Origin of the sequence: Kitasatospora phosalacinea (assembly GCF_000717185.1) — a bacterium.
Classification (GTDB): Bacteria; Actinomycetota; Actinomycetes; order Streptomycetales; family Streptomycetaceae; genus Kitasatospora; species Kitasatospora phosalacinea_A.
This window is the reverse complement of record NZ_JNYE01000114.1, coordinates 1-14,237: the sequence shown is the minus strand read 5'-3', so window position 1 is coordinate 14,237 and position 14,237 is coordinate 1. Positions and strand designations below refer to the sequence as shown.

Genomic DNA, 14,237 nt, shown 5'->3' with positions numbered 1-14,237 from the left:
ACTTGGGTCCGACACCCGGGCCGGGCACCCGGGGCCGGCCCCGGGTGCGGATAGGATTCCGGCATGCCCGCACCCTCCGACGACGCCCGGCAGCGCCGCGTCCAGCAGCGCGCGCTGGAGACCAGGGACCTGCTGCTGCGCGCGGCGGTGGACGTGCTGTGCGACAGCGGGTACGCCGGGTTCTCGACGCTGGCGGTCGGGGAGGCGGCGGGGGTGAGCCGGGGGCGGCTGGTGCACCACTTCCCGACCAAGAACGCGCTGATCGAGGCCGTCACCGACCACCTGGCCCGCTCGTACGCCGAACTGGCCCCGGCCCAGGCCCGGGAGCTGGCCGCGGCCCCGCAGCCGGACCGGGCCGCGCAGGGGCTCGGGATGATCTGGCAGCTGATGAACACCCGGGACTACCAGGCGTTCCTGGAGCTGCTGATCGGCACCCGGCACGACCCCGAACTGCGGCCGGTGGTGCGGGAGTTCGAGCGGAGGCTGGAGCACGAGCTGCTGGCCGCGGTGCGGGTCGTCTCCGGCCCGGCCGCCGACTCCCCCGAGTTCGGCGCCTCGCTGCTGACCGCACTGCAGGCGATGCGCGGGCTGCTGCTGCTCTCCTCGGCGGGCGGGCACGACCTCGCCGCCGACTGGGAGGCCGTCCGCGGGCGGCTGCTGCTGCTGTTCCGCCCGGCCGCCTGAACGCACCGCCCCCGCTGGTCCATTCGGATGCGAACGGGCCGGTAGCCGTAACCCCGCGGCGGGCGGCTGCCGACACCGTGGGCATGACCTCTTCTTCTTCGTACCACCGCAAGGGCCTGGCCGCGCTGGCCGCCGCCGTCTGCGTGGCGGGCGTGACGGGCCTGGCGCCCGCGCACGCCTCCGCCGTCCGGGAGCCCGCGGCCGACGCGCCGTGGGTGGTGTCGCTGGGCGACAGCTTCATCTCCGGCGAGGCGGGCCGCTGGTCCGGCAACAGCAACGAGTCGGACGACGGCTGGTCCGGCACCGACCGGGCGTACGACCCGCAGACCGACGAGACCGACCCGACCCGGGTGTACGGCGCCTCGTACGAGAACGGCTGCAACCGCTCCGACGTCGCCGAGGTGCAGTCCCTCACGCTGGACGTCCGCAAGCTCAACCTGGCCTGCTCCGGGGCGACTTCGACGGCCGTCAAGCTGCCGGAGAACGGCGGGAAGCCGTTCAAGGGCGAGCCCTCGCAGGCCGGGCAGCTGCAGAAGGCGGTGACCGGGCAGCCGGTGCGGGCCGTGGTGGTGTCGATCGGCGGCAACGACCTGGGGTTCTCCGACATCATCGCCGAGTGCACGAAGCAGTTCCTCAAGCCCTTCGGCGGCTCCCCCTGCGCGCCCGACGCCGAGCAGCAGGTCAAGGACCGGCTGCCCGGCGTGCGGACCGCCGTGGTCGAGACCCTCGCCGACGTGAAGACCGCCCTGAAGCGGGCCGGGCACCGGGACGGCTCCTACCGGCTGGTCCTGCAGTCCTACCCGTCCCCGCTGCCCGACGCCGCCCGGGTCCGCTACCCCGGAGAGAAGTACGACCGCTTCACCGCGGGCGGCTGCCCGTTCTTCGACAAGGACCTCACCTGGGCGCACGACGACCTCGTGCCGCAGATCAGCGCCACCGTCGCCGAGGCCGCGCACGAGGCCGGGGCCGAGTTCCTCGACCTCTCCCGCGCCTTCGAGGGCCGCGAGGTCTGCTCCAAGGGCACCCGGCAGGCCGACCTCGAGCACCCGCCCTCCGGGAGGACCAGCGAGTGGATGCGCTTCCTGACCACCGGCGCGGGCCAGGGCCAGCTCCAGGAGTCGCTGCACCCCAACCGCTACGGCCAGCAGGCCCTCGGCGCCTGCCTGAGCCTCCAGTTGGAGCAGCCCACCGGCGACCACCGCTGCGTCAACACGCCCGGCCGCGGGCCCGCCGCGATGGAACTGGCGGCGAGCGGCTGAGCGGCGCAACCGGCTGAGCGGGGGCGGGCCGACGGTGTGTCAGCCGGACGGGGCACGGCGGTCGGGCCAGGATGGCGACCGACTGTGACCGTGGCGACAGGAGGGCACCGGTGGCGGAGCGGCAGGACGGGCCGGGCGGCGCGGGCGCCTCGGGCGCCTCGGGCGGGGAGGACCGGCGGACGCGGGTGCTGGTCGCGGTCGGGACCAGGCCCGAGGCGATCAAGATGGTGCCGGTGATCCGGGCGCTGCGGGCCAGCACCCGGCTGCGGCCGCTGGTGGTCTCCACCGGGCAGCACCGGGAGCTGCTGGCCGAGGTGTTCGACCTGGCCGGGATCCGGCCGGACGTCGACCTGGCGGTCGGGGAGCCGGGCCTGCCGCTGAACCACCTGTTCGCCCGGGTGCTGTCCGGCCTGCAGGAGGCCCTCGCCGAACTCCTCGGCCCCGCCGACAGCGTGGCGGTCGACGGCCCGTCCGCGCGCTACCCCGCCTGGGCGCTGGTGCACGGCGACACCAGTTCGGCCGCGGCCGTCGCGCTCGCCGCGTTCCACCTGCGGATGCCCGTCGCGCACGTCGAGGCCGGGCTGCGCACCCACCGCACCGCCACCCCGTTCCCCGAGGAGCTCAACCGGCAGCTGGTCGCCCGGATCGCCGCGTTCCACCTGGCGCCGACCTCGCTCAACGAGGAGAACCTGATCCTGGAAGGGGTCCGGCACGAGCAGGTGTTCGTCACCGGCAACACCGCGGTCGACGCCCTGCTGTGGGCCTCCGCCACCACCTCCGCCTCCGCCCGCCCCTCCGGGCGGCCCGAGGTGGACGCGCTGCTGGCCGACCCCGGCCGCCGGATCGTGGTGGTGACCGCGCACCGCCGCGAGAACCTGGCCACCGGGGCGCTCGGCCACGTCGCCGCCGCGCTCGCCCAGGTCGCCGCCGAACGGCCCGACACCGCGTTCGTGCTGCCGCTGCACCCCAACCCGGCCGTCCGCGCGCAGCTGCGACCGGCGCTCGACCCGCTGCCCAACGTCCTGCTGACCGAGCCGCTGCCGTACCCGGTGTTCGCCGCGCTGCTGGGGCGCGCCGTGCTGGTGGTGACCGACTCCGGCGGCGTCCAGGAGGAGGCGCCCGCCCTCGGCGTCCCGGTGCTGGTCACCCGGGAGAGCACCGAGCGCACCGAGGGCGTGGACGCGGGCACCCTGCGGCTGGTCGGCACCGAGACCGGTGCGGTCGCCGCGGCGGTGCGCCGCCTGCTGGACGACGACGGGGCGCGCGCCGCGATGGCCGCCGCCGACAACCCGTACGGCGACGGGCACGCGGCCGAGCGGATCGTGGCCGCCCTGGAGCACCTGACCTTCCGCACCCCGAAACCGGCCCGCTTCGGCAGCGGCTACCGGCGGGCCTCGGTGCTGCGGGCCGCGGGCTTCGACGAGGCCGCGATCCACCGGGCGGAACGGGCCGGGGCGTGACGGCGGACGCGGAGGGCGCGGCGGGGGTGCCGGGCGCGGCGGGCCCGACGGGGGCGCGGGACGGGCGGTACGGGGCGTGGGGGCGCCGGGTGCTGTCGGTGCTGCTGGGGACGGGCGTGCTGCTGGCCGGGTGGGCGCTGGCCGGGTCGGACCGGCCGGCCGGGCGGGCGGGCGGCGTGGCTGGTGCTGCGGGACGGGGCGTTGACGCTGGCGGTGGCGGCCGGGCTGTTCGCGGCCGTCGCGGGGGCGGCCTGCGGGCTGCGGGCCGCCGGGGTGCCGCGCCGCCGCGCGGCACCGGTGGCCGGGCCGGTGCCGGAGGGCCCGCACGGCTCGCACGGCTCGCACCGGAGGTCGCGGTGAACCTGCCCGTCGGTCCACTGACCACGTTCGTCCTGCTGGTGCTGGGCTACGGGCTCACCTACTTCCTGGTGCTGCAGTTCTCCGGGCGGCTGCGCGTCCGGGCCGAGCAGCGGCAGGGCAGCCGACCGGCGCCGGAGGACGGGGAGTTGGTGTTCTGGTTCCTGGTGCCCTGCCTGGACGAGGAGGCGGTGATCGGCGCGACGGTGGCCAACCTGCTGGCGCAGGACGCCCGGGCCCGGGTGACGGTGGTCGACGACGGGTCCGCCGACGCCACCGCCGAGCGGGCCCGGGCGGCGGGCGGCGACCGGGTCGAGGTGCTGTCGCGGCGGCTGCCGCAGGCCCGGCAGGGCAAGGGCGCGGCGCTGAACGCGGCGCTGCCGCACCTGGTGGCGGCGGCGGAGCGGCTGGGCGTGCCGGAGGAGCGGGTGGTGGTGGCGGTGATGGACGCGGACGGGCGGCTGAGCCCCGGCGCGCTGGCGCACGTCGCGCCGCTGTTCGCCGACCCGGCGGTGGGCGGCGCGCAGTTGGCCGTCCGGATCCGCAACCGGGACAGGCTGCTGACCCGGATCCAGGACGCCGGGTTCTGGGGCGCCGCCGCGACCGCGCAGTACGGGCGCGACCCGTTCGGCACGGTCAGTCTGGGCGGCAACGCCCAGTTCGCCCGGCTGTCGGCGCTGCGCTCGGTGCCCGGCGCGCCGTGGACGGACTCGCTGACCGAGGACCTCGACCTGGCGCTGTCGCTGGCCGTGCGGGGCTGGCGGCTGCGCACCACCAGCCTGGCGCACGTCGTCCAGGAGGGCCCGGAGCGCCTGCGGGCGCTGCTGCGCCAGCGCACCCGCTGGGCGCAGGGGCACATGGTCTGCGCCGGGCGGCTGGGCGAGGTGTGGCGCAGTTCGCGGCTGGGCACGGCGGCCGCGCTGGAGCTGGCGCTGTACCTGCTGCAGCCGTGGTGCCTGGCGCTGCCCTGGTCGGTGCTGGCGCACCTGCTGGCGGTGCTGGGCGTGCTGGCGACGCTCGCGGTGGGCGCGCACAGCGGGGCGGCGGCGGCCGTGGCGACGGCGGTGGCGGTGTACCTGCTGGCGTTCGCGCCGCACCTGTACCAGGCCACGCTGTACCACCGGCGCACCCGGCACTACGGCTGGTGGCGCTCGGTCGGGCTGCACCACGCCTCGTACCTGCTGACGTACGTCACCTACCTGGCGACCTGGCGGGCGCTGTGGCGGATCCTCCGGGGGCGGCGGGACTGGGCGAAGACCCGGCGGGTGGCCCGGGCGGCCCGGGGGCAGTGAGCCGGGCGACCGCGGAGGCCCGGCGGAGCGTCACCGCGTGCCGCGAGCGGACGAGTCGCCGCGGCGGGTAGCGCGCGTCGGCGGGTCGGGTGGTCAACTCGGGGCGTCCGGAGTGGTCGTTGAACTCGCCGAAGCGCAACCCTCCGTCGGGGAGCGGGAGTTCGGTGCGATCCGTGGCGGCCCGGCAGCCGTCCGCGCAGCAGTTGCCGGGGGCCGCGGCCAGGTGGGCGGTCCGGTGGTGGCCGAGGCGACCGGCGCGCCCGCGACGTACCTGATGGTCTTCGGCGAGAACCACCCGCACTTCCACGTCCTCGTCACCCCCCGCGGCGAGGACGTCCCCGCGGACCGGCGCAGCGGGAACATCCTGCGGCTCGCCACCGAGCACGCCGACCCGGAGGCCGCCGCCCGGCTGGTGCCGGAGGTCCGCCGCGCCTACGAACGCCTCGCCGCCGCGGCGGTGCCGCTCCCGTCCTGACCGGGCTCCCGCCCGCCGCGCAGGCTCCTGAGCCCTCTCGCGGGTGCTGTCAGGGCTTGAAGTCGGTGTAGTCAGGGGGTCCCGGTTTCTGCGGATTCCTCCGGGGCAATCATTCACAGGATCACTTCACCCGGAATCGACGCAGCATCAGGAAGTGTGCTGGACAGGCCGGTTGACCAGTTGGGCGAGAGCCTACCGGGGAGGCGTCCGGGGAGGCCGCGGGGGCGCGGGCGCCGCCTTGGCTACAGGGCTTGAACCCAAGGGCCGATTCGGTCCCAGTCGTTGACAACGTTGCCAGGGTCCTCTTTGCTTACCGCACCGAGCCTCCGCCGGTTCGGTGACACCCCGTCTGTTCCCTTCTGGAGGGGCAACGATGAAACGCTGGCGCCTCCCCCTGGCCGCCTGTCTCGTGGTCCTCGGACTCGCCGTTCCCGCGCCCGCCCAGGCGGCGCCCGCAGCGGCGGCCGCCGCGGTGTCCGATCCCGCCTCACTGGTCAACCCGCTGCTCGGGACGTCGCACGAGGGCAACACCTTCCCCGGCGCCGACTCGCCGTTCGGCATGGTGCAGTGGAGCCCCGACACCCCGACCCGGCCGCCGGGCGGCGACTACGCCTACACCGACAACACCATCACCGGGTTCAGCCTGAACCACCTGTCCGGGCCCGGGTGCGGGGCAATGGGGGACGTACCCGTCCTGCCGACCACCGGCGCCGTCGACGGCGGCGCGACGGTCGGCTTCTCGCACGCGAGGGAGTCCGCGAGCGCGGGCGCCTACTCCGTGACCCTGGACAACGGCGTCACCACCGAGCTGACCACGACCGCCCGTTCCGGCATGGCGCGCTTCACGTTCCCCGCCACCACCCGGGCCAACCTGCTGTTCAAGCTGAGCGCGGACAAGGCCACCAACCTGCACTTCACCAAGGTCAGCAGCACCGAGGTCAGCGGCTCGGTGGACGCCGGCCTGTTCTGCGCCTCGGCGCCCTCGTACACCGCCTACTTCGACATGGTCTTCGACCGGCCGATCACCTCCACCGGCACGTTCGACGGCGGGAACTCGGTCACCTTCGACACCACGGGCAACCGCACCGTGCAGGCGAAGGTCGGCCTGTCCTACGTCTCCATCGCCGGTGCCACCGCCAACCGGACCGCGGAGAACCCGAACTGGGACTTCAACGCCGTCCGCACCGCCAACCACGACGCCTGGAACGCCGTCCTGGGCAGGATCGCCGTCACCGGCGGCACCGCGGACCAGCAGAAGGTGTTCTACACCGCGCTCTACCACGCACTGCTGCACCCGAACCTGCTCAGCGACAGCGACGGGAAGTACTGGGGCTTCGACCGCAGGGTGCACACCGTCAGCGGTCGGCAGCAGGCCCAGTACGGCACCTACTCCGGCTGGGACATCTACCGCACCCAGGCGCAGTTGGAGGCACTGGTCGCCCCGCAGCAGGCCAGTGACAGCGCGCAGTCGCTGGTCAACGACTTCGCGCAGAGCGGTCAGCTGCCGAAGTGGTCGCTGAACTCGGCCGAGACCAACGTCATGAACGGCGACCCCGCACCGGCCGTCATCGCGGACTACTACGCCTTCGGCGCACGGGACTTCGACACCGCCGCGGCCAAGGACGCGATGGTGCGGCAGGGGTCGGCGGGCAACGGCATCCGGCTGGGGCTCGACTACCAGTCCAACTACGGCTACCTGCCGTCCGACGGCACGTACGCGCCCGGGTTCTACGGCTCGGTGGCCACCCAGCTGGAGTACGCAGCCCAGGACTTCGCCGTCTCCGCGTTCGCCGGAGCGCTCGGCGACACCGCCGTCCGCGACCAGTTCGCCAACCGGGCCCAGGACTGGCGCAACGTGTTCAACCCCGCCTCCGGCTTCATGCAGCCCAAGCTCAAGGACGGCACCTGGCGCGACGGCTTCGACCCCACCAGCAGCGACCAGTTCGTCGAGGGCACCTCCTGGCAGTACACCGGCGCCGTCCCGCACAACGTCCGCGGACTCGCCGACGCGATGGGCGGCAACGCGAAGCTCGCCGCCTACCTGGACGCCGTCCTGGCCGACTTCCACGGCTCCGGCGGCTCGCACGCCGACCTCGGCAACGAGCCCTCCATCGAACTCCCCTGGGAGTACGACTACATCGGCCGGCCCTGGAAGACCCAGAAGACCGTGCGCGACGTCCAGAACCAGCTGTGGCCCAACGACCCGGCGAACTGGCGCGTCGGCAACGACGACCTCGGCACGATGAGCGCCTGGTACGTCTTCTCCGCGATGGGCTTCTACCCCCAGACACCCGGCACCGCCGACCTCGCCCTCGGCTCGCCCCTGTTCACCAACGTCACCGTCACCCTGGCGGGCGGCGGCAGGCTCGTCGTCAACGCCCCGCAGGCCGCCACCGGCGCCCCCTACGTCCAGAGCGCCACCCTCAACGGCGCCAGCTGGAACAACGCCTACCTCCCCGCGGGCTCCGTCATCAACGGCGCCACCCTCGACCTCGTCCTGGGCACCACCGCCAACACCAACTGGGCCACCGCCGTGTCCTCCGCACCGCCCTCCTACGGCGGCAACGGCGACGCCCGGCCGCCCCGGGTCCAGGTCGGCCCGACCGGTCCGATCGGTTCCGGCCTCGCGGGCAAGTGCCTGGACGCGGCCGCCGGGGGCACCTCCAACGGCACCCGGGTGCAGTCCTACGGCTGCAACAACACCGCCGCGCAGCGCTGGACGCTCCCCGGCGACGGCAGCGTCACGCAGTCCGGCAAGTGCCTGGACGTCAGCGGCGGCTCCACCGCCGACGGCGCCCCCGTCCAGCTGTGGGACTGCAACCAGAGCGACGGACAGAAGTGGATCCCGCGCGGGAGCGCCCTGGTCAACACGGGCTCGGGCAAGTGCCTGGACATCCCGAACTCCGGTACGGCGGACGGCATCCAGCTCCAGATCTTCGACTGCAACGGCACCCCCGCCCAGCAGTGGACGCTGCCGCGCGCCCGCACCGGCGCCACCCCCTCGGCGCTGGCCGGCAAGTGCCTGGACGACAACGCCGCCGCCACCGCGAACGGCAACCGCATCCAGTCGTGGAGCTGCAACGGCTCGCCCGCCCAGTCGGTCACCGTCCCCGGCGACGGCACCCTGCGGATCCTCGGGCGCTGCGTGGCCGCGTCCGGCAGCGGCACCGGCAACAACACCCCGGTCGTGCTGTGGGACTGCAACGGCGGCACCGGCCAGCAGTGGGCCTACGACGCCACCACCAGGGCGCTGCGCAACCCGCCGTCCGGCCGCTGCCTGGACGTGCCCAACTCCGGTACGGCCGACGGGATCCAGCTCCAGCTCTTCGACTGCAACGGCACCCCGGCCCAGCAGTGGAACCTGCCCGCCGCCTGACACCGCCGCACCCCCCACGAACGGGGTCACCCCACGGCCCCGCCCCCACCCGACCCAGGAGACCCCCATGCCTCCCGTACCCCGGCCCCTGCGCGCCGCCCTGCTGTCCACCGCTGTCCTGGCCGCGGCCCTGCCCGGCACCGTCCTCACCGCCACCCCTGCGGCGGCCGCCGACGCCGCGATCTGCAACAAGTACTGCGACACCCGCGACCCCGCCCTCAGCCCGCAGGACCGGCAGCCGGTGTCCGCGACGCTGTCCGGCCGCACGCTCGTCCTGCACTTCGACGACGCCGACGCGATGGGCTGGGCGTCGATCACCGGCGGCGCGGGCGGGGACGAGGTGTGGCTGGACCGCTCGATGGACGGCGGCCGCACCTGGACCGGCGGCAGCAAGCTCGGCGACACCAAGGTGCCCGCGGGCGGCAACGGCTGGCGCACCCTGATGTACAACGTCGACGACTGGAACACCCGGGGCGTCGGCGCGCTGCGGGCCTGCGGCCAGGTCGGCAGCACCATCGCCTGCACCCCCTGGGCGCGCACCACCTGGAACGCCTGGGACCGGCGCACCGCCGCCGCGACCGCCCTGATGATGTCGTTCGACCGCGGCACCAAGCTCTTCGGCGGCAACGGCTGGTGGACCGGCGCCAACGCGCTCACCGCGATCGTCGACAACGCCCGGGCCACCGGGATGAACAGCTACACCTACGCCATCGCCGAGACCTACGACAAGAACATCGGCGCGCAGGGCGGCAACTTCACCAACGAGTACCTCGACGACACCGGCTGGTGGGGGCTGGCCTGAGTCGCCGCCTACGACCTGACCGGCGACAGCCGCTACCTGAACACCGCCCGCGCCGACGCCGACCACATGTACGCCAACTGGAACGGCACCTGCGGCGGCGGGGTGCGCTGGAACACCAACGGCAACTACAAGAACGCCGTCACCAACGAACTGTTCCTCCAGCTCACCGCCGCCCTGCACAACCGCATCCCCGGCGACACCGCCTACCTCCAACGGGCCCGCGACGAGTGGAACTGGTTCCGGAACAGCGGCATGGTCAACACCGACCACCTGGTCAACGACGGCCTCAACGACGCCTGCGCCAACAACGGCCAGCCCACCTGGACGTACAACCAGGGCGTGATCCTCGGCGGCCTCACCGAGCTCTACCGCGCCACCGGCGACGCGACCCTGCTCACCACCGCCCGCACCCTCGCCGACGCCTCCACCACCCGCCTGACCAGCGGCGGCGTCCTGCGCGAACCCGGCGAGGACGACAGCTGCACCAGCGACGGCGCCTCCTTCAAGGGCGCCTACGCCCGCGGCCTGGGCCGACTCAACGCCCAACTGCCCGACCACCCCTACGCCCCGGCCCTCAGCGCTGGTCGTCGGGCACGCCGATGGCGCCGGGCCAGTCGGTGACGGTGGACACGGGCGCGGTGCGGCCGCTGGCGCGGATCACCATGGACTCGGGTGGCAGCGCGAACGACTACGCCCGCGGCTACCAGGTGTTCCTGTCCACCGACGGCGCGTCGTGGGGCTCCGCGGTGGCGACCGGCAGCGGTACGGGCGCGTTGGTGACGGTCGACTTCCCCGCCCGCAGCGCCCGCTACGTCAAGGTCGTGCAGACCGGGACGTCCACCTCGTGGTGGTCGATCACCGAGTTCAACGCCTATAGCTGAGCCGCCCCGCACACGTTTCCGCCCGCGTCCGGCACCCGGACGCGGGCGGACGCATGGGACGGTCCGGACGAGGGGTGTGCGCCAGAATCGTGGCCCGTGCACCGTGCGGGTGGCTCGGGAACCTGCCGGACGTGGACGCCGGACGTGGACGCCGAACCGCTCGCCCGGACCGCTCGCCCGGACCGACGAGGGTCCTGCCCGGCCGCGTCCGGCAGGGCGTCCCCGCGCAGGCCGACCGGGGATCCGTCGGTGAGCGGCTCCCCGACGTGACTCCGCCCGCGTCCGGGTGTCGGACGCGGGCGGAGTCACGTAGCGGGCGGCCCGGCTCAGCCGTAGGCGTTGAACTCGGCGATCGACCACCACGAGGTGGACGTCCCGGTCTGCACGACCTTGACGTAGCGGGCGCTCTGCGCCGGGAAGTCTCCGCGCCAGCGGCCGCACCGCGCCCGTGTCCACCGTCACCGACTGGCCCGGCGCCATCGGCGTGCCCGACGACCAGCGCGAACCCGCCACCCCGTCCAACATGTTCGCCGCCACGTCGCTCCCGCCCGTGGCGGAGGCCGAAGCCGACCAGCCCGTGCGCGGCAGGACGCTGACCGCGCCGCCGGAGGTGTAGGCGTTGAACTCGGCGATCGACCACCAGGAACTGGACGTACCGGTCTGGACGACCTTGACGTAGCGGGCGCTGCGGGCGGGGAAGTCGACCGTCACCAACGCACCCGTACCGCTGCCGGACGCCACCGCGGAACCCCACGACGCGCCGTCGGTGGACAGGAACACCTGGTAGCCGCGGGCGTAGTCGTTCGCGCTGCCACCGGAGTCCATGGTGATCCGCGCCAGCGGCCGCACCGCCCCCGTGTCCACCGTCACCGACTGGCCCGACACCATCGGCGTACCCGACGACCAGCGCGAACCCGCCACCCCGTCCAGCATGTTCGCCGCCACGTCACCCCCACCCGTGGCGGAGGCCGAAGCCGTCCAGCCCGTGCGCGGCAGCAGGGTCAGACCGCCGCCGGTGCCGCCCGTGCCGCCCGTGCCGCCGGTGACGGTGGTCTGGGCGGTCAGGCGCAGGTCGCGGGAGGAGGAGCCGACCGAGACGGTGTGGGTTCCGGTCGCGGTGGTCCAACTCCCGTTCCAGTACTGGAAGCTGCGGGCGTCCAGGGTCAGGGTGACGTGCCGGGTCTGGCCGGGGTCGAGGGCGACCTTCTGGAAGGCGCGCAGGTTCTTGGGCGGCTCGCCGCTGGTAGCGGGCTGGCCGACGTAGACCTGGGCGACCTCGGAGCCGGCCCGGGTGCCGGTGTTGGTGACGTCGAAGCCGACGGCCGCGTTGCCCGCGGCGTCGGGGGCGGAGACGGTCAGGCCGGAGTACCCGAAGGTGGTGTAGGAGAGGCCGTGGCCGAAGGGGTACAGCGGCTCCTTGTTCTTGGCGTCGTACCAGCGGTAGCCGACGTCGACGCCTTCGGAGTACTGCACGCTGCCGTTCTGGCCGGGCCACTGCGCGGTGCTCGCGGCGGGCACGTCGGCGAGCGACTTCGGGAAGGTCACGGGGAGCTTGCCGGAGAAGTTGACGTCGCCGTAGAGCAGCGCGGCGATCGCGGTGCCCGCCTCCTGCCCGGGGTACCAGTTCTCGACGATGCCCTGCACCGAGCCCGCCCAGGGCATGGTGACGGCGGAGCCGCTGTTGACCACCACGACGGTGTGCGGGTTGACGGCGGCGACGTCCGCGACGAGCTGGTTCTGCGCGGCGGACAGGTCGATGTCGCGCAGGTCGGAGCCCTCGGACTGGAAGTCGCTGACGAAGACCAGCGCCAGTTCGGAGCTGCGGGCGGCCGCGACGGCCTGGTCGTGGGCGCTCTGGCCGGGCACCGACCAGCCGAGGGTGGCGTTGCTGCCGCCGCCGGCCTGGTAGTAGTCGACCTCGATGCTGACCGGCTGGCCGGCCGTCAGGGTGACGCTGCCGGTGCGGGTGGTGGGGCCCTGGTTGTACCAGTTGTTGATGACCTGCTGGCCGTTGACGAGCAGGCGGCTGCCGTCGTCGCTGTTCAGCGAGAACTGGTAGCTGCCGCTGGCGGGCGGGGTCAGCGTGCCGGTCCACTTCACCGACCAGTTGGTGGCGTTGACCCCGGCGGCGGGCGACTGGCCGCCCCAGACCGTGTCGATGCCCGCGTCGACCCGGCTCGCGACGACCGGGCCGGACAGGTCGGTGCTGTTGTGGTACTCGCCGTACAGGCCGGTGCCGGTGCCGCCGGACGGCTTGAGCGCGCTGGCGGGCACCGGCGGCAGCGAGCCGTCGGCGGACGGGCCGCCCTGGGCGAAGGTCACCGTCGTCCCGGCCCCGGCGCGGGCCTTGATGCCCTGGTAGGGCGTCACCACGTGGGGGGCGTTGACGGCGGCGCTGCCGCCGCCCTGGGTCATCACGCCCGCCCCGGCGTCGTCGCCGATCACCGCGATCGACTTCACCGACGGCGCCACGGGCAGCACCGCGGCGTCGTTCTTCAGCAGGACGCTGCCCTCCTGCGCGACCTTCTGCGCGACGGCGGCGTTCGCGGCGTTGGTGACGACGGCGTCCCGGTTGCCGTTCTGCGCCCGGTCGAACAGGCCGCGGCGGAACATCGGCACCAGCACCCGGCGGACGTGGTCGTCGATCGTCGCCTGCGACACCTGCCCGGCGTTGACGGCGTTGGTCAGCGCGGTGCCGTAGTAGTCGCTGCCCGGCATCTCCACGTCCAGGCCGTTGTTGGCCGAGGCGACGGTGGAGTGGGTGGCGCCCCAGTCCGCGGTGACGAAGCCCTTGAAGCCGAGGTCGCCCTTGAGGACGCCGTTCAGCAGCGGCCCGTTCTCGCAGGCGAAGGCCCCGTTGACCGCCGAGTACGAGCACATCGCGGAGTCGACGCCCTGCTGGACGGCGGCCTCGAAGGCCGGCAGGTAGATCTCCCGCTCGGCACGGTCGGAGACCACCGCGTTGTCGGCGAGGGTGTTGCGGTTGGTCTCCTGGTTGTAGACCGCGAAGTGCTTCACCTGCGCCATCGGGCCCTGGCTCTGGATGCCCGCGATGTCGGCGGCGCCGATCTGCCCGGCCAGGTACGGGTCCTCGCCGAACGACTCGAAGGCCCGGCCCCAGCGCGGGTCCCGGACGATGTTGACGGTCGGGGCCAGGACCACGTTGGTGCCCTTGCCCCACTGCTCGGCGCCGAGCACCTGGCCGTACGCGCGCATCAGCTCCGGGTCCCAGCTGGCCGCGCCGGCCACCGGGGCCGCGAGCTGGGTCACGCCGGTCAGGCCGTCCCCGGCGCCCACCGGGCCGTCCTGGAAGTGCAGCGCGGGGATGCCGAGGCGGGTGTTGGCCGGGATGCAGCCCGCGTAGCCGCAGGACGGCCCGCCGTGCAGCATGGTCAGCTTCTCGGCCTGGGTCATCGCGGCGAGCAGTTCGTCGGCGCGCTGTTCGGGGGTCTGGGCGGCGTTGGTCCACGGCTGGTCGGCGGCCCGTGCCGCCGGGCTGCCGAGGGTGGCCAGGGCCCCGGCCACCAGGAGGGCGGCGAGTGGCCCGGCCAGGGCGGTTCGCAGGTGAGGACGGCGCACGACGGCTCCAGTCGGCGGAAGGGCGCCCCGGCCGACGGCTCGGGGCGCGGAAGTGGGGGTGGGGGGTGGGGG

Annotated in this window: 8 protein-coding genes and 2 pseudogenes; 9 read left to right on the top strand and 1 reads right to left on the bottom strand. The window is 74.1% G+C overall.

The features are described 5' to 3' along the window. The first annotated feature begins 63 nt into the window (after window positions 1-63). From OO57_RS47055 to OO57_RS47475, 9 genes and pseudogenes are all read left to right on the top strand, one after another. Entirely contained in the window at window positions 64-684 is a 621-nt protein-coding gene (locus tag OO57_RS47055) for a TetR/AcrR family transcriptional regulator (protein WP_051778560.1), read from the top strand. A gap of 83 nt (window positions 685-767) precedes the next feature. Beyond that, the gene (locus OO57_RS33085; protein WP_106974169.1) at window positions 768-1,943 is read left to right on the top strand and encodes a GDSL-type esterase/lipase family protein; all 1,176 of its coding nucleotides are present in this window, start codon (window positions 768-770) and stop codon (window positions 1,941-1,943) included. A gap of 110 nt (window positions 1,944-2,053) precedes the next feature. Next, window positions 2,054-3,403 (top strand): non-hydrolyzing UDP-N-acetylglucosamine 2-epimerase, encoded by a 1,350-nt coding sequence (wecB, locus tag OO57_RS33080; protein ID WP_063737695.1) that lies wholly within the window; start codon window positions 2,054-2,056, stop codon window positions 3,401-3,403. Window positions 3,404-3,586: 183 nt separating this feature from the next. Beyond that, the gene (locus tag OO57_RS44320) at window positions 3,587-3,763 is read left to right on the top strand and encodes a hypothetical protein (protein WP_158715310.1); all 177 of its coding nucleotides are present in this window, start codon (window positions 3,587-3,589) and stop codon (window positions 3,761-3,763) included. Then, window positions 3,760-5,052 carry a glycosyltransferase family 2 protein gene (locus OO57_RS33075; RefSeq protein ID WP_051778559.1) on the top strand — a complete coding sequence of 431 codons (1,293 nt, stop codon included), beginning with the start codon at window positions 3,760-3,762 and terminating at the stop codon, window positions 5,050-5,052. The genes OO57_RS44320 and OO57_RS33075 overlap by 4 nt, the downstream gene beginning before the upstream one ends. A gap of 238 nt (window positions 5,053-5,290) precedes the next feature. Beyond that, window positions 5,291-5,527 (top strand): hypothetical protein, encoded by a 237-nt coding sequence (locus OO57_RS33070; protein WP_199811372.1) that lies wholly within the window; start codon window positions 5,291-5,293, stop codon window positions 5,525-5,527. Window positions 5,528-5,900: 373 nt separating this feature from the next. After that, window positions 5,901-8,903 (top strand): lectin, encoded by a 3,003-nt coding sequence (locus tag OO57_RS33065; protein ID WP_063737694.1) that lies wholly within the window; start codon window positions 5,901-5,903, stop codon window positions 8,901-8,903. Window positions 8,904-8,970: 67 nt separating this feature from the next. Beyond that, window positions 8,971-10,284, top strand: a pseudogene (locus tag OO57_RS38765) (glycoside hydrolase family 76 protein); the annotation flags it as partial. Window positions 10,285-10,304: 20 nt separating this feature from the next. After that, a complete protein-coding gene (locus OO57_RS47475) occupies window positions 10,305-10,586 on the top strand; it encodes a discoidin domain-containing protein (RefSeq protein ID WP_081974138.1) in 282 nt (93 codons plus the stop codon). A gap of 633 nt (window positions 10,587-11,219) precedes the next feature. On the opposite strand, the pseudogene OO57_RS44950 reads toward OO57_RS47475, so the two are convergent. After that, a pseudogene (locus tag OO57_RS44950) lies at window positions 11,220-13,976 on the bottom strand (glycoside hydrolase family 3 C-terminal domain-containing protein); the annotation flags it as partial. Between the last annotated feature and the right edge of the window lie 261 nt (window positions 13,977-14,237).

What these genes read in the sequence shown, in the direction of transcription:
- OO57_RS47055 (WP_051778560.1), top strand. Translation starts at nt 64, where the DNA reads ATGCCCGCACCCTCCGACGACGCCCGGCAGCGCCGCGTCCAGCAGCGC.
- OO57_RS33065 (WP_063737694.1), top strand. Translation starts at nt 5,901, where the DNA reads ATGAAACGCTGGCGCCTCCCCCTGGCCGCCTGTCTCGTGGTCCTCGGA.
- OO57_RS33085 (WP_106974169.1), top strand. Translation starts at nt 768, where the DNA reads ATGACCTCTTCTTCTTCGTACCACCGCAAGGGCCTGGCCGCGCTGGCC.
- OO57_RS47475 (WP_081974138.1), top strand. Translation starts at nt 10,305, where the DNA reads ATGGCGCCGGGCCAGTCGGTGACGGTGGACACGGGCGCGGTGCGGCCG.